Below are 17,820 nucleotides of genomic sequence, written 5' to 3'. Positions count from 1 at the left end.
GCCTCGCAGGGGGGTGCGGTGATGCGGGGTGGTGGACCCGGGACCGCCGGTGCCGGGCCCCTTGCGGGGTGGCACCGGCAGTCAGGTGGCGGCCCGGCCGACCCTCTACGGCCGGCCGCCGTTCCGGGCACCCTGCGAGCCTGGCCACCGCAGCGTCGAGGCGGCCGGGCAGTGGCTCGCGGGAGCCGGAGTTCTTCATCACTCGAACACGTACCTGGTGCGGTGCGGGCACCTGGCGTGTGCATCAGATACTGCTTGGAGCTTTCGCGGGAGTCAATCCCTCGAATGTGTTCACTTCATGAAGCCTGGCGTCTCGGTCGGGCGAAGCTCTCGAAGATCACTTTGTCGATCTGGCGGCTGTCCCCTTTATAGGGAGCCCGCTGCGCCGGGTGCTCGTGCGGCGCGTCCGTAGCGCAGGGTGTCCGCCTGTGTACGCGGGCGCGCGGGCGCTCCGCCGGGTGCGGGTCGGGTGCGGACCGGGTGTGGGGTCGGGGTCCGGGCCGGGCGTGGGGTCGGGGTCCGGGCCGGGTGCCGCCGTGGCGCCCCCGTGCGCCGGGCGCGTGTCACGCACCCGGGCGCCGGGCCCGCACCTCCTGGCCCTGCTGACGGATGGCCGGTCGTGCACCATCATTGATGCCTAGTCGTGACCGGCCCGGTAGCCCCTGGTGCATCGTCAGTTGACGCCGCACGGTACGGTGGCACAACACCAGGACGGTTGCGCGAAGGCCGTCTGTCACGGATAGTCTTCGCCTCACGGCCCTGGCGCCTCGTAGGGGTGGGAAAACTGATGGAACACATGCAAGTGCGGACTCGGCCCCGTGTGCCGGCGATCCAGTGCGGTATCGGTACGACCGGCCGCCGGATCGAGCGACACCTGGCCGTGCTCGGCGCGCCCGCACTCCCGGCGGTGGACACCGCCGAGGCGCTCGGGCTGATAAGGGAGTTGACGCCGCGCGGCGCCGAAGCCCCGGCGACTCGTCGCCGCCATACCAGGATCTCGCTGCTGACGCCGCTGCGTCGGCTGCGTCGGAGCCTCTTCGGCGGGCGCGGCTAGGGGCTTCGCCCCAGTCGCCGTCCCGGCCGGAACCAGACCCGGCGGACCCATCCGGTCCGCCGGGTCATCGGTGTCTCCGGCGGCCGGTCGCGTCGCTGGTCCCGTCACTGGTCCCGGGGTGCGCCGGCCCGCCCGCCGCGTGCTCTGAACCTTGCACCCTATGCCAGTTCACCTCCCCGGCGAGCCGAGTCGGCGAGGCAGTACGCCCGGCCCCCTGACCTGCGCCAGGATGGCGCCATGGCGGACAACAACCACTCCATGTCGACCGGTCTGTTCCAGACCACCACCCTCGAAATCACCACGGGCAGCCGCGAGGTCGCGCTCGACATCACCGACCGCTGCGCCGCGTTCCTCGACGAGCGTGCCGCCGGGCGCGACGGCCTGCTCAACGTCTTCGTCCCGCACGCCACCGCCGGGATCGCCGTCCTGGAGACCGGGTCCGGCAGCGACGACGACTTCCTCGCCACCCTGCGCGAACTGCTCCCGGCCGACGACCGCTGGCGCCATCGGCACGGCAGCCCCGGCCACGGCCGGGACCACGTGGTGCCCGGACTGGTCGCCCCGCACGCGACCCTGCCGGTGATCGGCGGCCAACTGGCCCTCGGCGTCTGGCAGTCCGTGGTGCTGGTCGACACCAACGGCGACAACCCGCGCCGTACCGTCCGGCTCTCGTTCCTCGGCTGATTCCCGTGACTCCGGGCTCCCGGCTACCGGTCGCCGACGTGGGCGGCCACGGTCGTGAGGTAGCGCTCGATCGCCAGGTGCTGGCAGAGCAGCGCGACCGGACGCCCCAGGCGGGCGTACCAGGCGGACAGCCGGGAGAACGCGGTGACCTCGAACCACACCTCGCCGTCGGCGCCCATCGACACCAGGAACGCCTCCTCGCCGCACTCCGGGTGCCCGGGGAGCGTCCCGTATGCGAATCCGATCCGGTCCGGCTCGTCCACCGTCCACACCACCCGGCAGGGGATCACCAGCCGGGGCCACCGGCTCGCCGGCAGGCTCAGCCGCAGCAGCACCGTGTCCCCGTCCCGGGCCGGACCGCCCGGGTACACCGCGAAGCCGGTGCCCAACTGAGTGCCCCAGCCGAGCACGTACCGCCCTGCCCGCTCCAGCACCTCGGGGCCGTGCCCGAGGTGCACCCGCCGTCGCAGGTGCGCGTAGCCGTCCGGCAGCCGCCCGCCCCGGGTGGCCCCGACCTCGGCGTACGAGGGGGTGGTGGCGCGGGCGGCGAGCAGGCGCTGGTGGAGATGCGTGGGCATGCCGGTCACGGTAGCTCCGGCGGGCGGGCGCCAGCGAACAGGGTTCAGCGGTCAGCGAACAGATTTCAGATGACAGCTTTCAGCGAACGTTTTCTGAAATCTGTTCGCTGAAAGTTGTTCGCTGAACCTTGTCACCTTCGTCCGCGCCGGTCAGTCGTCCAGCGAGATCGCGTTCTTGGCCCGCTCCACCGACTCCTCGGCGGCCGGCCCGCCGGGATTCTCGGTCGCCAGGGCCTGGTTGAGTTCGACGAACGGGCGCAGCCGCTGCTCGTACGCGGCGAAGGCGGCCCGGTGGTCGCCGTCGGAGCGGGTGCGGGCCTCGGCGAGCGCGTCGGCGAGGACGTGAGCGCCGACCAGGGCGAGGCTGGTGCCCTGGCCCGACAGCGGGGAGGCGCAGTAGCCCGCGTCCCCGAGTAGGACGACCCGGCCGCGCGACCAGCGGTCCATCCGGATCTGCGTCATCGAGTCGCAGTAGAGGTCGGGTGCCTCGGCCAGGGCCTTCAGCAGCCTCGGGGTCTCCCAGCGCAGCGCCGCCATCCGCTCGGCGACGAGCGCCTTCTGCGACTCCGGAGCGCGCCGCTCCTCCGGCAGCGGCTCGCCGGCGAAGCCGAAGGCGATCCGCAGCTCGGAGTTGTCCCGCACCGGGTAGACGCCGTAGCCGGCCTCGCCGTCGCGCAGCCACAGCTGCCAGTCCTCCAGGCCCAGGAAGTTGTCCGCGCTGAAGATGGCCAGATGCGTGCCGAGGTGGCGGGCGAAGCGCTCCTCGGGTCCGAAGGCCAGTCGGCGGACGGCCGAGTGCAGGCCGTCGGCGCCCACCACCAGGTCGTACCGGCGTGGTCCGGCGTGTGCGAAGGAGACCCGGACGCCGTCCTCGTCCTGGTCGAGCGCGGTCACGGCGTCCCCGAACACGAAGCGGGTGCCCGCGTCCTCCGTCGCCCGTTCGTGCAAGATCCGGACGAGGTCGTCGCGCAGCAGCTCGATGTCGTCGCTGTCGAGCCGTCCGCTGCTGATCGTGCTCTCGGTGGAGCGGTACACCTCCCGGCCCTCACCGTCCAGAACGGTCATGCCCCGCATCCGGGTGCGGTGGGCACGGGCTCGCTCCAGCACGCCCAGCCGCTCGACCACCTCCAGGGCGACGCCCCGGATGTCCACGGCCTGTCCGCCGCCGCGCAGCCCGGGGGCGCGCTCCACCACCGTGGGGGCGAAGCCCCGGCGGCTCAGCAGGGCGGCGAGCGCAGTACCGGCGATACCGCCGCCGGAGATGAGCACGGTCTTCATGAGGTCGCTCCTCGCTGTCCGTCCGCGCGCGGTGTCGCGCGTCGGCTCGTACGCTGTACGCGGGTCGAATGTACGGCGTACGCATTGGCCCACCAACTGCCGTTTTTGCCACTACTGACCTAGTTCAGAGGATGGTTTTGGCTCGGCGCTGCTGGTAGCGTCTGAGCTAGTACAGTCCTGGCCGCCGCGGAAAGAGATCCGCGTCACATGAGGGAGCCGGCCGCATGACCGCGAGGCCCGAGTCCGTCCCGCCGTACCGGCGCATCGCCGACGAGATCGCCGGGCGGATCGCCGACGGCACGCTCGCGCCGGGCGCGCAAGTGCCCTCGACCCGGCGGATCGCCCGGGAGTGGAACATCGCACTGGCCACGGCCGCCAAGGTGCTCACCACGCTGCGGCTGGAGGGACTGGTCGAGACCCGGCCCCGGATCGGCACGGTGGTGGCTGCCCCCGCCGCCGCTCCGGCCACCACCACCCCGGCTACTGCTGTGGCACCCACCGTTGCGGTGTCGCCGGCCGCGGGACGGTCCGTCGAGCTCACCGCGGAGCGGATCGTCCGGGCCGCCACGGAGATCGCCGACCACGAGGGGCTCGCCGCGCTCTCCATGCGCAGCGTCGCGGCCCGGCTCGGCGTCGCCGCGATGTCCCCCTACCGGTACGTCCCGAGCAAGGACGACCTGGTGCTGCTGATGGCGGACGCGGCGTTCGGCGAGGAGTCGTACCCGGCCGAACCGCCGGGGGAGTGGCGGGCACGTCTGGAGCTCGGTGCGCACACGCTGTGGCGGATCTACCGGCGCCATCCATGGCTCGCCCAGGTCGGCGCGCTCACTCGCCCGCTGATACTGCCCGCCCTGCTGGACCACGCCGAGTGGGCGCTCGCCGCGCTCGACGGGCACGGCCTGGACGCCGAGACCATGCTCGACCTGCACGTCCTGCTCTACAGCTACGTCCAGGGGATCGCCGTCCACCTGGAGCGGGAGGCCCAGGCCGAGGCGACCACCGGTCTCACCGAGGACCAGTGGATGGACCGTCAGGGTCCGGCCCTGACGGCGATCGTCACCGGTGAGCGCCATCCCGTGTTCGCGCGGACGACCGGCAGCCTCGGGGACGGCTACGACCTCGATCTGGACGCGCTGTTCGCCTTCGGACTGAAGCCGCTGCTGGACGGCGTCGCCGCCATGATCGAGTCGGCCGGGAGCGAGAGCGGGAGCGGGAGCGGGCACGAAACCCGGAACGGACGCGCAAGCGGGAACGGACGCGGGGCCGACGCCGGGGCGGCCTTGCGACCGGGCGGGGCGGCGGAGTAGGAAGGCGGCATGAGCGACAGCGTGACGAACGAGCCCGCGGCGGTCTGCGAGCTCACCCCCGACGGCGGCAACACCGAGGCCGCGCTGCTGCACGACCCGACGGCGTCCGGGCCGCGCGCCGACTGCGTGCTGTGCGGCGAGCCGACCGAACTGCCCGCCGACCAGCCGGGCAGCACGCTCTGCCCGGTGTGCGCCTGGCAGCAGGCGCAGCGGATCGCCTGCTCGGGCTGACCCCGCGCCCCCGCGCCCTTCCGGGGAGCTCCGCGTGGCAGTGCCCCCGGCCGGCTACGCGTCCTCGCGTTCGGCCAGCGCCAGGGTCGAGCCGCGCCGGCCCTTGCGGACCAGCAGCTGCGCCGGGATACGGGTGCGCAGGTCGGCGACATGGCTGACGATGCCGACCGCGCGCTCCCGCTCGCGCAGGCCGTCGAGGACGTCCATCACCTCCTCCAGGGACTGCTCGTCCAGGGTGCCGAAGCCCTCGTCGATGAACAGGGTGTCGAGCGGCATACCGCCGGCCTCGTCGGTGACCACGTCGGCCAGGCCGAGGGCGAGGGAGAGCGAGGCGAAGAAGCTCTCGCCGCCGGACAGCGTCGCGGTGTCCCGCTCGGTGCCCGTCCAGGCGTCCACCACCCGCAGGGCCAGGCCCGAGCGCCTGTTGCCGGTGCCCCGGTCGTCGCTGTGCACCAGGGTGTAGCGGCCGCCGGACATCCGGACCAGCCGGTCGCTGGCCGCCGCCGCGACCTGCTCCAGCCGAGCCGCCAGGACGTACGACTCCAGGCGCATCCGCAGCCGGTTCTCGGTGGAGGTGCCGGCGGCCAGGGCGGCGAGCCGGTTGATCCGGCCGTACCGGTCCAGCGCCGGGGCCAGCTCGGCGGCGAGCCCGGCGAGCTGCCGGCCGATCGCGGCCAGGGCTCCGCACCGCTCGTCGGCCGCGGCCCGGACGGCGTGCGCCCGCCCGAGCCGATCGGTGGCCTCGCGGAGCGCGGCCGCGGCGGCGGACAGGTCGACCGGCGGACGGGCCGCGGCCCCGGCCAGCTCCGGCAGTGCCAGCTCGCTGCGGACGGCGGCGGTCTCCGCGCGGTGCCGCTCCAGCCGGGCCTCCAACCGCTCGCGCTCCTCGCGCGGCAGCAGGACGGCCAGTGCCGCCGCGGCGTCCGGGAAGCCCGCCGCGGCGGCGGCCTTGCCCAGTTCGTCCTCGGCCTCGTCGAGCCTGGCCGCCGCCTCCGCGCGGGCCCGGGCGGCTCCGACCGCAGCGGCTACGTCCTCGGTGAGCCGGGTCAGGGCCGCGGCCCGGTCGGCGACCGAGGCCGCCTCTCCCCGGGCGGCCGCCACCCGGGCGGTCAGCGCCTCCCGCTCGGCGTCGAGCGCCTGCAGCCGGTCGGTGAGGACGGCGGCGCGTTCCCTGGCCTCGTGCAGTTCGTCGCCGCGGCGGGTGCGCTCCCGCGACAGCCGGGCGATCTCCTGCTCGACGCGACCCAGTGCCTCCGCGGTGTGCCGGGCGTCCCGGTGCTCGCGTTCCAGCCCGGCGAGGGCCCGGGCCAGCACGTCCACCGGGTCGGGACCGGCCGCTGCGGCCGCGGCCGCCTCGCGCACCCGCAGGGCGGTCAGTGCCTGGTCGGCTTCCGCCCAGGCCTGCTCGGCGGCGGCCTGGGCCCGCCGGGCCCGCTCCTCGTCCTCGGCGCCGACCCGGCTGCCGGGCGCCGCCTGCGCGGGCGCCGGGTGCTCGGGCGAGCCGCAGACCCGGCAGGGCCGGCCCGCGCGCAGCTGCTCGGCCAGCTCGGCGGCCATGCCCGCCAGCCGCCGGTCCCGCAGGTCCAGACCGTGCTCGCGGGCGTCCAGGGCAGCGGCGCGCAGCTGCGCGACCCGTGGTTCGGCCGCCGAGATCCCGGCGCGCAGGCCGTCGCGCTCCCGGGCTGCGTCCAGACGGGTGGCAGCCTCGGCCCGCTGCCCGTCCAGCTGCTCGACCTTCGTGGTCGCCGCCCGGGCCTCGGAGTGTCGCTCCTCCAGGCGGGCCAGCTCGCCCTCGAACTCGGCCAGCCAGTCCTCGGCGTCCTCGGCCAGCTCCTCGGCGGCACGCCGGTCCGCCGTCAGGGAGCGCTGCTCGCGGACGAGTTCGGCGCAGCGCCGCTCCTCCGCCCGGGCCGCCTCCAGGCGCACCACCTCGGCGCGCAGCCGCAGTTCGGCCTCGGCCAGCCCGGCGGCGTCGGCCCCGTCGAGCCCTCGGACCTCCGCGCCACGCGCGCCGGCCAGCGTCTCGCGGCGGCGGCGCTCCGCCTCCCGGGCACGCCGGAAGGCCTCGGCCGCGCTCTCCCGCAGCCGCAGCGCGGACTCCACCCCGACCGCGTCCTGTGCGGCCGCCAGCCGGCGCCGGTCCTCGGCCGCCGCGGGCTCGAACCCGGCCAGCCGCTCGGCCCGGGCCAGCGCCTCCCGGTGCCGGCGCTGCCGCCCGGCCAGCTCCTCGGCTGCCTCGCGCCGCTGCTGGGCCGTGCGCTGCGCGGCCTCGGCGCCCGCGAGCGCAGCCTCGGCGACGGCGAGCTGTTCGGCCGCGCCGCTGCGCAGCACCGCGGCCCAGCCGAGCACGTCGGCCGTCAGCCCGGCGTCGGCATCCTCGGCCGGCACCCAGTCCTCGGCGGGCTCGGCCCCGGGACCGGCCGCCTGCTCGGCCCTGCCGACGAGGTCACGCAGCCGGCGCCGGCCGGCCTGGACCGTCGCCTCCTGGGCGCGCCGCTGCTCGGCGAGCCAGTCCTCGACGTGCCGATAACGCTCGGTGTCGAACAGCCGGCGCAGCAGCTTGCCGCGCTCCTCCGAGTCGGCCTTGAGGAAGCGGGCGAAGTCGCCCTGCGGCAGCAGCACCACCTGGCAGAACTGCTCCCGGTTCATGCCGATCAGCCGGTGGATCTCCTCCCCGGCCTCCTGGTGGGACTTGCTGAGCCCCCGCCAGCCCGGCGAGCCGTCGCCGGTGTCCTCGACCCACTCGCGCAGCAGGGTCTGCGCCCGTTCGACTGTGGTGCCCGCGCCGACCTTCTTCGGGCGCCGCTGCTCCGGCAGGCGGGTGATCTGGAGGCGCCGCCCGCCGAGGGTCAGCTCCAGCCGCACCTCGGTCAGTCGCTTCGGGTCGGCGTGGTCGCTGCGCAGCCGGGTGGCCCGGCGGGTGCCGGGCGGCTCGCCGTAGAGGGCGAAGCAGACCGCGTCCAGCACGCTGCTCTTGCCCGCGCCCGTCGCCCCGCGCAGCAGGAACAGTCCGCCGGCGGCGAGCGCGTCGAAGTCCACCGTCTCGGAGCCGGCGAACGGGCCGAAGGCGGTGACGGTGAGCCGGTGCAGCCTCATCGGGGCAGGTCCGCCTTCCGGTCGGTGCTCTCCCGGACCTGCTCGAAGCCGTCGCGCAGCCAGCCGAGCTCGTCCGGCTCCGGCTCGGCGCCGGGGCGGACGTGCCGCAGGAAGCCCTCGGCGATCTCCAGGTCGGCCCGGCCGCTCACCCGCGCCGCGTACGAGCGGGAGGGCTCGGCCTCGCTCTCCGCCGGGTCGAACAGCAGCTGGAGGGTGTGCGGGAAGCGGCGGCGCAGCTTCTCCATCGGCTCGCTCGGCCGGGCCGCGTCGGTGAGCGTGGCCTGCACCCAGGACTGCTCGTGCTCGGCGTACTTCTCCTCGGTGAGCAGGGCTTCGAGGGTGTCGCGCAGGGTGGCGAGGCGGCGCGGCTCGGGGCAGGGGACGCGCTCGGCGGCCACCGAGCCGTCGGCCGCGAGGTCGACCAGCCACATGCTCTTGCGCTGCTTCGCCTCGGAGAAGGAGTAGGCGAGCGGGGAGCCGCTGTAGCGCAGGTGCGGGGCGAGCGTCTGGCAGCCGTGCAGGTGGCCGAGCGCGGCGTAGTGCACCCCGTCGAACACCGAGGCGGGCACCGAGGCGACGCCGCCGACCGCGATGTCGCGCTCGCTGTCGCTCGGCGCGCCGCCGGTGACGAAGGCGTGCGCCAGCACCACCGCGCGGGTGCCGGCCGGGCGCGCCGCGAGGTCGGCCCGCACCTCGTCCATCGCCGCCCCGAGCACCGCCGCGTGCCCGCCCCTGGCCAGCCCGAACCGCTCGCGCACCAGCGTCGGCTCCAGGTACGGCAGCCCGTACACCGCCACCGGCCCGTGCTCGTCCGCCAGCAGCACCGGCTCGGCACACCGGCCCGGATCCGTCCGCAGGTGGATCCCGGCCCGCCCGATCAGCCCCGCCCCGACGCCCAGCCGGCGGGCCGAGTCGTGGTTGCCGCTGATGAACACCGTCGGCACGCCGAGGTCGGCCAGCCGGTGCAGCACGTCGTCGAACATCGCGACCGCCTCCAGCCCCGGCAGGGCGCGGTCGTACACGTCCCCGGCGACCAGCACGGCGTCCACGCCCTCGGACCGGACCACGTCCACCAGGTGGTCCAGGAAGGCGCGCTGGGCGTCGTGCAGGCTCTCCCGGTGGAACGAGCGCCCGAGATGCCAGTCGGAGGTATGCAGCAGTCGCATGGTCACCGACCCTAACCCGCACCACTGACAATCCCGCCCGGATCGGCTGAGGCATCCGTCCCACCGGCCCCGGGGGTCGCTCGGCGCACCGACGGGGGCCGTCGGCGGCCGTCAGGGGCCGTCGGGAGCTCCGGGCTCCCCGCCGGCTGCCCGGTGTTCGATTACTGGGGGTGGATTGTCAGTGGCTCTGTGTATGTTCCTCGACGTCGGCGGCACCGTCCTTCGGTGCGGTCGGCGTCCCGGTGCCGTCCGGTGCCGGGTGCCGGGTCCCGGGGGTCGGATCCCGGGCGAGTGAGGAGCAGGAGGAGCCATGGCTGCGGTGCGGAGGTTGGTGCGCGAGGTGGTGGCGGCTGCGGGGAGGCGTCGGCGGGTGCTGGCGTTGTCCGGGCGGAGGCCGGGGGCGGGTGCCGGCGGGGCGCCGGCCGCTGGGCCCGGTGGGGCGCCGCCGCCCGGGGGAGACCGGCCGCCGGGCGGGCGGGCGGGAGCGGGTGGGGCGCGGTCGCGGCGCGGCGGGCGAGCCCGGGGAGCGCCGCCGCCGCAGCCGGTCGCGGTGGCGCTGGCCGTCGGGGCCGGGGACTTCGCCGACTTGGCGCGGTACGGGCTGTTCGGCGAGCTCGGCCACCGGGACTACCTGCGGCGCACGGAGGAGCAGCTGACGGCCCTGTACCGGCAGGGGCTGGAAGTGCACCTGAGGGTCCTGGAGGCGCACGACTTCGAGGACTACTGCGAGGCGCTCGGCCTCGACCCGCGGGCGCCCGCCGCCCGGGTCGCCTACGCGGGCGATCCCGAGCTGGCCGGGGAGCCGTTCGTCTACGCCGGGGAGCGGCTGGCCGAGCTGGCGCCGGTGCTGCTGGACGACCACCGGGCCCGGGTGCGGATGTCCGTGGCCTGCGCGGCCCTGCTGGACGCCGTCGGCGACGACCCGGCCGGGCAGCGCCGGATGGCGGCGGTGATGCGGTACGTGACGTCGGTGTACCTGGCGCTGGTCGACGGCGCGGGGGAGGGCTGCCACCTGCTGACGCTGCGCTGCCACGGCCCCGAGGACGGTGAGGAGCTGACCTCGGCGGTGGACGTCTGCGTGGAGGGCGGTCAGCTCTACCCTGCGGGCCGGGACACCGAGGCGTTCTGCGTCACGCTGGCGGCGGGTGTGGCCTGCGGCGGTGCGGGGGCGCTGCTGCTGCACGGTGATCCGTCGGCGGACGGTCAGGGGAGCCCGGGTCAGGGCGGCCCGGGCGGTGGGAGTTCCACGGGCGATGCGGCGGAGCCCAAGGCCGACGGCGCCCGTGCGCGGCCGCCCGTGCGCGGCTGGGCGCTGGCCGACGGGCGGCTGCGGCCGATGACGGCGCACGAGGTGTTCGACGTGCTGGCCGACGACGCCGCGAGCGGGCTGCCGTTCCCGCCCGGGGTGGATCCGCGGCCGGGGTTCCCGTTGCCCGGGTTCCCGGGCCCCCGGGACGGGGGTGGGCCGCTGGGGTGAGCAGGGCGTCGGCCGCCTCGGCATCCGTCCCCGCATGAGGCTCCGCATCCGCCAAGCGGCGCTGGGGACTGTTCATCGACCGCCTGTTCGGGGAAGATTCGGAGAAGATCAACAGCCAGGAGCGCGGTACCCCACGCCGTCGCTCCGGCCGCTCCGCTCCGTACCGCGCCCCGCAGGTCCTCTCCGCGCACCGCCGGTCCGGCGAGCCCGACAGCGAGAGGGGGGACGCATGAGCGAGCGGAGCGAGCTCGGCGCCGGAGGGCGCGTGCCGGCGGGCGCCCCGGCCGGTGACCCGTCCGACGCCCCCGCCGAGCGCTGCGAGGCCGGAGCATGAGCCCGATCGAGTACAGCGCGGAGATCGCCGAACTGCTCGGGAAGGTGCGGCGGCGCCCGACGGCGGGCTGGCCGTGGCGGCCGGGCGAGCCGGTGCCGGACGGGCTGCCGGTCAAGCAGTCCTGGGGGTGGCTGTTCGCCCCGGACGGGCGGGTGCTGACCCTGGTCAACCCCAGGGACGGAATCTGCTCGCTGCCCGGCGGCTCGTTGGAACCGGAGGACGCCGGGGATCCGGCGGCCGCCCTGGCCCGGGAGGCAGCCGAGGAGGCGCAGGCGGTGATCGGCCGGCCGTACTACCTCGGTTACCTCTACGACCGGGTCGGTTCGGCGAACGGCGGGCACGAGTGCGCTCGGGTCCGGATGGCGGCCGCGCTGCGGGCGGTCGGCCCCAGCGTGACCGACCCGGCCTCGGGCCGGCACTACCGGCGGCTGCTGGTTGCGCCGGGCCTCGCCGTCGAACTGCTCGGCTGGGGCGGCCCCGGGCTGCGGCAGGCACGGACGGCGGTGGCCACCGCCGTGCGCTGGCTCGGCGTGCCTGCTGCCGCGAACGAGACGATCGAGGAGCTCCCGGTCGAGGGTTGCGTGATCTCCCCGGGCACCGTGTACCCCGGATCGGGCAGCAGCCAGCCGTTCTGACGGCGGCTCACACCCGAGCCTCCCCGCGCAGGTCGGTGCTCGTGCGCCCGCCACGGTCCCCGGGCGCTCGCCGTGGCCCCTGCGTGCCCTGCGCGGTCCCCGGGCGTCCCTCCTCGCGCCCGGGCTTACTCCGTCGACGCGCGCGTCGCAACCGGCCCGACGGTGGTCGGAGCTTGACTCCAGGGTGAAGTAGCCCTGAACGCAGGAAAGTTGCCGGTCTACGCGCGCAGTACTACGCGCGTCAAAACACACCTGTGCTGACCAGTACGAACTCACCGACTGTCGGCCGCCGTTCACCTCTGAGCTATCAGACGGTCCGTCAATATCTTTGGCATGAGCGCTTCCGGACGGCCCTACCGCCTGGTATCACTTCTGTGACCCCCCGCCAGCCCCACCTGGAGGTGTGATGATCCGCCCTGCCCGTGCCCTGTCCATCGCCGCGATTGCGGCAGGTCTGACCATGACGACGCTCTTCGCCGCCTCGTCCGCCAACGCCGCCGGTGTCAACTACGTGGCCCTCGGGGACTCGTACTCCTCCGGTGTCGGCGCCGGCAGCTACCTGAGCGACGGCAGCAACTGCAAGCGCAGCACCAACGCGTACCCGTACCTGTGGAAGAACGCGCACGCGCCGTCCACCTTCAAGTTCGTCGCCTGTACGGGTGCCAGAACGGGTGACGTCCTCAACAGCCAGATCTCCGCCCTGGACTCCAGCACCACGCTGGTCAGCATCACGGTCGGCGGCAACGACGCCGGCTTCGCCAGCACCATGCAGACCTGCGTCCTGAGCTCCGACGACGACTGCATCAGCGCCGTCAACACCGCGAAGGACTACGCGCTCAACACGCTGCCCGGCCAGCTGGACAACGTGTACTCGGCCATCAAGGCCAAGGCCCCGAACGCCCACGTCGTGGTGATGGGCTACCCGCGGATCTACAAGATCGGCGGCGACTGCATCTTCGGCATCGGCGACACCAAGCGCACCGCCATCAACGGTGCCGCCGACACCCTGGACGGCGTCCTCGCCAAGCGCGCCGCCAACGCGGGCTTCGCCTTCGGCGACGTCCGCAGCATCTTCACCGGCCACGAGATCTGCGGCAACCTGACCACCTGGCTCAACAGCACCACCCTGCCGGTCGACGAGAGCTACCACCCGAAGGCCGCCGGCCAGTCCGGTGGCTACCTCCCGGTCTTCTCGCAGTCGTGACGACGTGCTGCCGTGACGACGTGCTGCCGTAACGGCGTAACGCCGTGAGGACGTAACGCTGTGACGACAACGCCGCCGCCCCTTCCGGAGCCACCGGGAGGGGACGGCGGCAACGCCGTTTCAGCTGCCGTTCGCGGAAGGTCCGGGCCCGGCCGGCGGGAACGGGATGCCGGCCAGCACCGGCAGCAGTTCCGCCTCCTCGTGGTCCAGGTGCGCCTCCAGCTCCGCCGACATCCGGTCCAGCTCGCCGCGGAGCCGTTCCGGTTCGGTGACCGCGATTCCGGCCAGCAGCTCCACCAGCCGCTCCTTGATCAGCCCGATGGCCCGGTGCTGCTCGTCGAGCCGCGCCAGCACGTCGGCCAGCTCCGGGTGGCTGCGCGCGAGGGCGGGGAAGATCGCGGCGTCCTCGCCGTTGTGGTGGTGCGTCAGCCCGTCGCAGAACGCCAGGCAGTGCTGCCGCAGCTGCAGCCCGAGCCCGGCCGGTAGGCCGGGAACGTGGGCGTGCGCCTCCTCCCGTACGTGGCGCAGCTGGGCGCGCAGCCAGGTGTGCGCCTCCAGCACCTTGTCGGCGAGGGTGCGTACCACGGGCGCCGGCCCGTCGGCAGGCGGCTCGGGACGTTCCAGGACGACGACCGGCAACTCGCGCTCGGTCCGCGCCTGGTAGTCGCCGTACCCCGGCGCCGCCCGGACGACGGCGGCGAGCAGTCGCTCCCGGCGGGCGCCTTCGGCAGGGACGGCGATCACGTCGTAGGCCTCGGTGCCGAGTTCGACCCGGGCCACCGGGTGGGCCAGCAGATTGCGGTACCACTGCGGGTGCTCCGGCGCCCCGGCGGCCGAGGCGACGACCAGGAGCAGGCCCTCCGCCCGGACGTACCCGAGCGGCACGGTGTGCGGCCGCCCGGACCGGGCCCCGGTGGTGGTCAGCAACAGCAGGTCGCCGCCCTCGAACGGGCCGCCGACCCGCCCGCCGTTGGCGCGGAACTCCTTGATGACATTCAGGTTGAAGGACATGGGCATGTGTGTGTGGTGGATCTCCAAGAGGTGGGGGAGTCGCGGCCACACGCGGTGACGCTCAGGGGGTGGCGCATCGCGCGCACGGACAGCCCGGGGGCACCGCGGTGACCGCCTGGCGTCAGATCAGGGCAGCGGAGAGAGTCCTCATCGCGCATCGTCCCTTCGGAAAGGTGCTCGCTCGGCTGTCGGCCGGCCCACTGCTCTGTGGCCGACGCCGCGCTGCACGCGCCCATTAGAGCGATGTCCCGGGTGCGCTGTCAACGAGAGTGCGACGACGCGCCGCCGCTCCCCCGGGAGGCGGCGGCGCGTCGGGTCGGTGACGGCCGGGGGACCGGCGCGTCAGGTCAGTGCAGGTAGTCGGCCAGACCGGTCGGCTTGAGGCCGGCGGCGTCGGCGGCGGCCAGGGCGCGCTGGAGGTCGGTGGCCAGGGTGTCGGTCCAGTGCATCAGGACGACGTCGCCGGGCTGCAGCGGGCCCGGGTGCCAGATGTTGGAGGCGCCCCCGCTGAAGTCCGCGTCGGCGGTGATCACGGTGCGGATGCCGCAGTTGGCGGCGGCCTGCAGGGTGTCGGCGTTCCAGGTGAAGAAGGGCGGACGGAAGACCACCGGCGCGGTGCCGAAGATGCGGGTCAGCGCGTCGCGGGCGTCGCAGATCTCGACCTGCTGCTGGTCCGCCGGGAGCTTGCTGAGGTCGGAGTGGGAGACGCTGTGGTCCTGGATCGAGGAGCCGGGTACGGCGGTGACCCGCTGGAAGAACGCCGGGTCGGCGGCGGCCGGCATCGGCAGCGGGAAGGCGGTGATCGGCAGGCGGTGGTCGGCGATGAACCGCTCCGCCTCGGGGGTGCGCTGCCAGCCGTCGTCCACGGTGAAGAAGACGACCTTGTCGGTGGTCGGCACGGAGCCCGCCGCCGCGGCCGGGGCCGGTGCGGGGCCGTCCACCCGGACGTCGTCCACCGAGAACGGGCCCTGCTGGTACCAGCCGTGCACGTACAGCCGGATGCTGTGCGCGTTCGGGCCGGTGGTGAAGCGGGTGGTCAGCCGCTGCCAGCCGCCCTGGGTGCTCTCCGTCCAGTCGGGCGCGACGTCCCGGCCGGTGCCGGTGGCGCCCAGGTAGACGAAGTTGCCGCGCACCCAGGCGGAGGCGGTGTAGGTGGTGTCGGGCTGGACCGAGACGGTCTGCGTGCACTCGCCGGTGGAGTCGGCGTCCGCCGGGGTGACGGTCAGCGCGGAGGCGCCGGAGTGCGGGGCGGTGGTGGTGACGGCGGCCTCGGCCGGACCGCCGGTGCAGCTCCAGCCGGGGATGCTGCCCCAGTCCGCGAGGTTCGGCGCGGGCACCTCGAAGCCGGGGTTGGTCGCCAGGTTGACGGTCGGGGCGGGCGGGGAGCCCGGGCTCGCAGGGGTGTCGGCGGAGGCCGCCGGCACGGCGAGGGCGGTGAACAGCGCGACGGAGGCGGCCAGTGCCGACAGGCGGGTGGAGCCGTGGGTGGGCGGGCGCGTGGACATGGGCACGTGAGGACTCCAGGGTGTGGGGGAGGCGCCCCGTGGGGAGGGCGTGACGGAATCCGGGCGGGAGCGGAAAGGGACGGTGGGTGCGCCGCGCTCGGACCGAAGAGAAACAATGGACTGGACCAATCCACCCGTCAAGGGAACGGCCGGTGAACCGCTACGGCCATTGCGCCTGCGCCACAAGGGACAAGACGGACCGTCAAAGCCCGTATCGGACAAAGCGATCGGGAGACGGGTGGCGGACGTCAGTTCAGGTAGAGCTCCTCGATGTCCTCCGCGTAGTACTCCGCGGCCGCCTCCCTGCGCAGCTTGAGCGAGGGCGTGAGCAGGCCCTGCTCCTGGCTGAACTCCCGTGGCAGCAGCCGGAACGCGCGGATCGACTCGGCTCGGGAGACCGCCGTGTTCGCGGCCGCCACCGCGCGCTGGATCTCGACGTGCAGCTCCTCGTCGGCGAGCACCGCCCACGGGTCCAGCTGCTCCCGTCCGCGGGTCTTCAGCCAGTGCGCCAGCGCCGCCGGGTCGAGCGTGATCAGGGCGGCGACGTACGGGCGGTCGTCGCCCACCACCAGGCACTGGGAGACCAGCGGGTGCGCCTCGACCCGCTCCTCCAGCGCCGCCGGGGCGAGGTTCTTGCCGCTGCTGGTGACGATCAGGTCCTTCTTGCGGCCGGTGATGGTCAGGTAGCCGTCCTCGTCCAGCCGCCCCAGGTCGCCGGTCGCGAACCAGCCGTCGACCATCGACTCGGCGGTGCACCGCGGGTGGTTGAGGTAGCCGTCGAAGACCGAGGCGCCGCGCACCCACACCTCGCCGTCGTCGGCGATCGCCACCGAGGCGCCCGGCACCGGCTGCCCGACCGTGCCGAGCTTCTGCCGTCCGGCCGGGTTGGCGGTGATCGCGGCGGTGGTCTCGGTCAGCCCGTACCCCTCGTACAGCTGGAGGCCGGCGCCGCTGAAGAACAGGCCCAACTCGCGCCGCAGGGTGGAGCCGCCGGACATCACGCTGCGCACCCGGCCGCCCAGCACCGCGCGCAGCCTCGGGTAGACGGTTCGTTCGTACGCCAGGTGGCGCAGCCGTAACGCGGCGCCCGGCCCGGGGCCGCGCCCGAAGGCCTTCTGCTCCCGTGCAGTGGCCCAGTCCACGGCCACCTGCCGGGCCTGTTCGAAGAGTTCTCCCCGCCCGGCGTCCTCGGCGGCCCGCCTGGCCTGCTGGAAGATCTTCTCGAAGACGTAGGGGACGGCGTGCAGGAAGGTCGGTCGGAAGCTCTCCAGCGCGGGCAGCAGGACGGCGGTGGAGACGTCGGGGACGTGGCCGATCCGGAAGCCGCCGCGGATCGCCGCGATCTGCACGGCCCGCCCGTACACGTGGGCGAGCGGCAGGAACAGCAGGGTGGCGGGCCGGCCGCCGCCGGTGTCGCGCAGGACGTCGCCCCAGCCGGCGAGCAGGGCGTCGGCCTCGGCGGCCAGGTTGGCGTGGGTGATCAGGCAGCCCTTGGGGCGGCCGGTGGTGCCGGAGGTGTAGACGACGGTGGCGATGTTCCGGGCGGCCACGCCGAGGCGTTGGCGGTGCACCAGCGAGTCGGGCACGCCCCGGCCGTCCTCGGTGATCGCGGCGACGCAGTCGCGGTCCAGCTGCCAGATGCCGGTGAGGTCGGGCAGCGCGTCGCAGACCGCGCCGACCGTCATCGCGGCGTCCTCGTCCTCGACCAGGCAGGCCACCGCCTGGGTCTCGGCGAGGATCCAGCGCACCTGCTCGGGGGCGGCCGTCGGGTAGACCGGGACGGTGATCGCGCCGATCGACCAGAGCGCGTAGTCGAAGAGCGTCCACTCGTAGCGGGTGCGGGACATCAGGGCGACCCGGTCGCCGTAGCGGACGCCGTGGGTGAGCAGGCCCTTGGCCAGGGCGAGCACCTCGTCCCGGAACTCCAGGGCGGTGACGTCCTGCCACGGTCCGTCCGCCGTCCGCCGCCGGGACAGCTGGACCAGGCCGGGGGTCCGGTCGGCGGTGTCGTAGAGGGAGTCGGCGAGTCCTCCGGCGGCCTCGGGGGCGGCCGCGGCGGGGCTGGTGAACTCGCGCACAGTCCTCCCCAGTTCGGCGCCGGTTGTCCGGGTGGAGCGAAACTATCGGATCGCTCCGTCACTGCCCAGGGTTGTGGCGGTGACGCGACGAGATCGGCACCGGCCCGCACCGATGGTGTCGCGGCCGGTGCGGCGGTCGATGTGGCGGTGGGCGTGGTGGTCGGCGTGCCGGCCGGTGTCGC

Annotated in this window: 14 protein-coding genes; 7 read left to right on the top strand and 7 right to left on the bottom strand. The window is 74.5% G+C overall.

Annotated elements, in window-relative coordinates:
* Positions 1-787: 787 nt before the first annotated feature.
* Entirely contained in the window at positions 788-1,054 is a 267-nt protein-coding gene (locus CRP52_RS05370; protein WP_097235336.1) for a hypothetical protein, read from the top strand.
* A gap of 237 nt (positions 1,055-1,291) precedes the next feature.
* A complete protein-coding gene (locus tag CRP52_RS05365) occupies positions 1,292-1,738 on the top strand; it encodes a YjbQ family protein (protein WP_257032300.1) in 447 nt (148 codons plus the stop codon).
* Positions 1,739-1,761: 23 nt separating this feature from the next.
* On the opposite strand, the gene CRP52_RS05360 is transcribed toward CRP52_RS05365, so the two are convergent.
* Positions 1,762-2,316: a DUF1990 family protein gene (locus tag CRP52_RS05360; RefSeq protein ID WP_097239849.1), complete on the bottom strand. Its 555-nt coding sequence runs from the start codon at positions 2,314-2,316 to the stop codon at positions 1,762-1,764.
* 150 nt (positions 2,317-2,466) lie between these two features.
* The gene (locus tag CRP52_RS05355) at positions 2,467-3,594 is read right to left on the bottom strand and encodes an FAD-dependent monooxygenase (RefSeq protein ID WP_097235335.1); all 1,128 of its coding nucleotides are present in this window, start codon (positions 3,592-3,594) and stop codon (positions 2,467-2,469) included.
* A gap of 224 nt (positions 3,595-3,818) precedes the next feature.
* Here CRP52_RS05355 and CRP52_RS05350 point away from each other — a divergent pair, with 224 nt between their 5' ends.
* Both CRP52_RS05350 and CRP52_RS05345 read left to right on the top strand, forming a co-directional pair.
* Positions 3,819-4,901: a TetR/AcrR family transcriptional regulator C-terminal domain-containing protein gene (locus tag CRP52_RS05350; protein ID WP_097235334.1), complete on the top strand. Its 1,083-nt coding sequence runs from the start codon at positions 3,819-3,821 to the stop codon at positions 4,899-4,901.
* 9 nt (positions 4,902-4,910) lie between these two features.
* Positions 4,911-5,132 (top strand): hypothetical protein, encoded by a 222-nt coding sequence (locus CRP52_RS05345; protein ID WP_097235333.1) that lies wholly within the window; start codon positions 4,911-4,913, stop codon positions 5,130-5,132.
* Between the two features lie 54 nt (positions 5,133-5,186).
* On the opposite strand, the gene CRP52_RS05340 is transcribed toward CRP52_RS05345, so the two are convergent.
* Together CRP52_RS05340 and CRP52_RS05335 are read right to left on the bottom strand one after the other, a co-directional pair.
* Positions 5,187-8,228 (bottom strand): AAA family ATPase, encoded by a 3,042-nt coding sequence (locus CRP52_RS05340; protein ID WP_097235332.1) that lies wholly within the window; start codon positions 8,226-8,228, stop codon positions 5,187-5,189.
* Positions 8,225-9,394 (bottom strand): exonuclease SbcCD subunit D, encoded by a 1,170-nt coding sequence (locus CRP52_RS05335; protein WP_097235331.1) that lies wholly within the window; start codon positions 9,392-9,394, stop codon positions 8,225-8,227. The genes CRP52_RS05340 and CRP52_RS05335 overlap by 4 nt, the downstream gene beginning before the upstream one ends.
* 550 nt (positions 9,395-9,944) lie before the next feature.
* Here CRP52_RS05335 and CRP52_RS05330 point away from each other — a divergent pair.
* The 3 genes from CRP52_RS05330 to CRP52_RS05320 all read left to right on the top strand — a co-directional run bounded on the left by CRP52_RS05330 (position 9,945) and on the right by CRP52_RS05320 (position 13,044).
* The gene (locus CRP52_RS05330) at positions 9,945-10,871 is read left to right on the top strand and encodes a hypothetical protein (RefSeq protein WP_097235330.1); all 927 of its coding nucleotides are present in this window, start codon (positions 9,945-9,947) and stop codon (positions 10,869-10,871) included.
* Between the two features lie 330 nt (positions 10,872-11,201).
* Positions 11,202-11,840 (top strand): hypothetical protein, encoded by a 639-nt coding sequence (locus CRP52_RS05325; protein WP_179852690.1) that lies wholly within the window; start codon positions 11,202-11,204, stop codon positions 11,838-11,840.
* Positions 11,841-12,246: 406 nt separating this feature from the next.
* A complete protein-coding gene (locus CRP52_RS05320) occupies positions 12,247-13,044 on the top strand; it encodes an SGNH/GDSL hydrolase family protein (RefSeq protein ID WP_097235329.1) in 798 nt (265 codons plus the stop codon).
* A 120-nt stretch (positions 13,045-13,164) separates the two neighbouring features.
* Here the strand turns inward: CRP52_RS05320 and CRP52_RS05315 are convergent, their stop codons facing one another.
* The 3 genes from CRP52_RS05315 to CRP52_RS05305 all read right to left on the bottom strand — a co-directional run bounded on the left by CRP52_RS05315 (position 13,165) and on the right by CRP52_RS05305 (position 17,638).
* A complete protein-coding gene (locus tag CRP52_RS05315) occupies positions 13,165-14,061 on the bottom strand; it encodes a nitroreductase/quinone reductase family protein (RefSeq protein WP_097235328.1) in 897 nt (298 codons plus the stop codon).
* 341 nt (positions 14,062-14,402) lie between these two features.
* Complete coding sequence (locus tag CRP52_RS05310) at positions 14,403-15,560, bottom strand: polysaccharide deacetylase family protein (RefSeq protein WP_097235327.1); 1,158 nt, start codon at positions 15,558-15,560, stop codon at positions 14,403-14,405.
* Between the two features lie 248 nt (positions 15,561-15,808).
* On the bottom strand, positions 15,809-17,638 hold the full coding sequence (locus CRP52_RS05305; RefSeq protein ID WP_097235326.1) for an AMP-dependent synthetase/ligase: 1,830 nt from the start codon (positions 17,636-17,638) through the stop codon (positions 15,809-15,811).
* Between the last annotated feature and the right edge of the window lie 182 nt (positions 17,639-17,820).

Origin of the sequence: Streptomyces sp. 1331.2 (assembly GCF_900199205.1) — a bacterium.
In the GTDB taxonomy this organism is placed as follows: Bacteria; Actinomycetota; Actinomycetes; order Streptomycetales; family Streptomycetaceae; genus Kitasatospora.
This window is presented reverse-complemented; position numbering and strand designations above follow the sequence as displayed.

What these genes read in the sequence shown, in the direction of transcription:
- CRP52_RS05370 (WP_097235336.1), top strand. Translation starts at nt 788, where the DNA reads ATGGAACACATGCAAGTGCGGACTCGGCCCCGTGTGCCGGCGATCCAG.
- CRP52_RS05365 (WP_257032300.1), top strand. Translation starts at nt 1,292, where the DNA reads ATGGCGGACAACAACCACTCCATGTCGACCGGTCTGTTCCAGACCACC.
- CRP52_RS05360 (WP_097239849.1), bottom strand. Translation starts at nt 2,316, where the DNA reads ATGCCCACGCATCTCCACCAGCGCCTGCTCGCCGCCCGCGCCACCACC.
- CRP52_RS05355 (WP_097235335.1), bottom strand. Translation starts at nt 3,594, where the DNA reads ATGAAGACCGTGCTCATCTCCGGCGGCGGTATCGCCGGTACTGCGCTC.
- CRP52_RS05350 (WP_097235334.1), top strand. Translation starts at nt 3,819, where the DNA reads ATGACCGCGAGGCCCGAGTCCGTCCCGCCGTACCGGCGCATCGCCGAC.
- CRP52_RS05345 (WP_097235333.1), top strand. Translation starts at nt 4,911, where the DNA reads ATGAGCGACAGCGTGACGAACGAGCCCGCGGCGGTCTGCGAGCTCACC.
- CRP52_RS05340 (WP_097235332.1), bottom strand. Translation starts at nt 8,228, where the DNA reads ATGAGGCTGCACCGGCTCACCGTCACCGCCTTCGGCCCGTTCGCCGGC.
- CRP52_RS05335 (WP_097235331.1), bottom strand. Translation starts at nt 9,394, where the DNA reads ATGCGACTGCTGCATACCTCCGACTGGCATCTCGGGCGCTCGTTCCAC.
- CRP52_RS05325 (WP_179852690.1), top strand. Translation starts at nt 11,202, where the DNA reads ATGAGCCCGATCGAGTACAGCGCGGAGATCGCCGAACTGCTCGGGAAG.
- CRP52_RS05320 (WP_097235329.1), top strand. Translation starts at nt 12,247, where the DNA reads ATGATCCGCCCTGCCCGTGCCCTGTCCATCGCCGCGATTGCGGCAGGT.
- CRP52_RS05315 (WP_097235328.1), bottom strand. Translation starts at nt 14,061, where the DNA reads ATGCCCATGTCCTTCAACCTGAATGTCATCAAGGAGTTCCGCGCCAAC.
- CRP52_RS05310 (WP_097235327.1), bottom strand. Translation starts at nt 15,560, where the DNA reads ATGTCCACGCGCCCGCCCACCCACGGCTCCACCCGCCTGTCGGCACTG.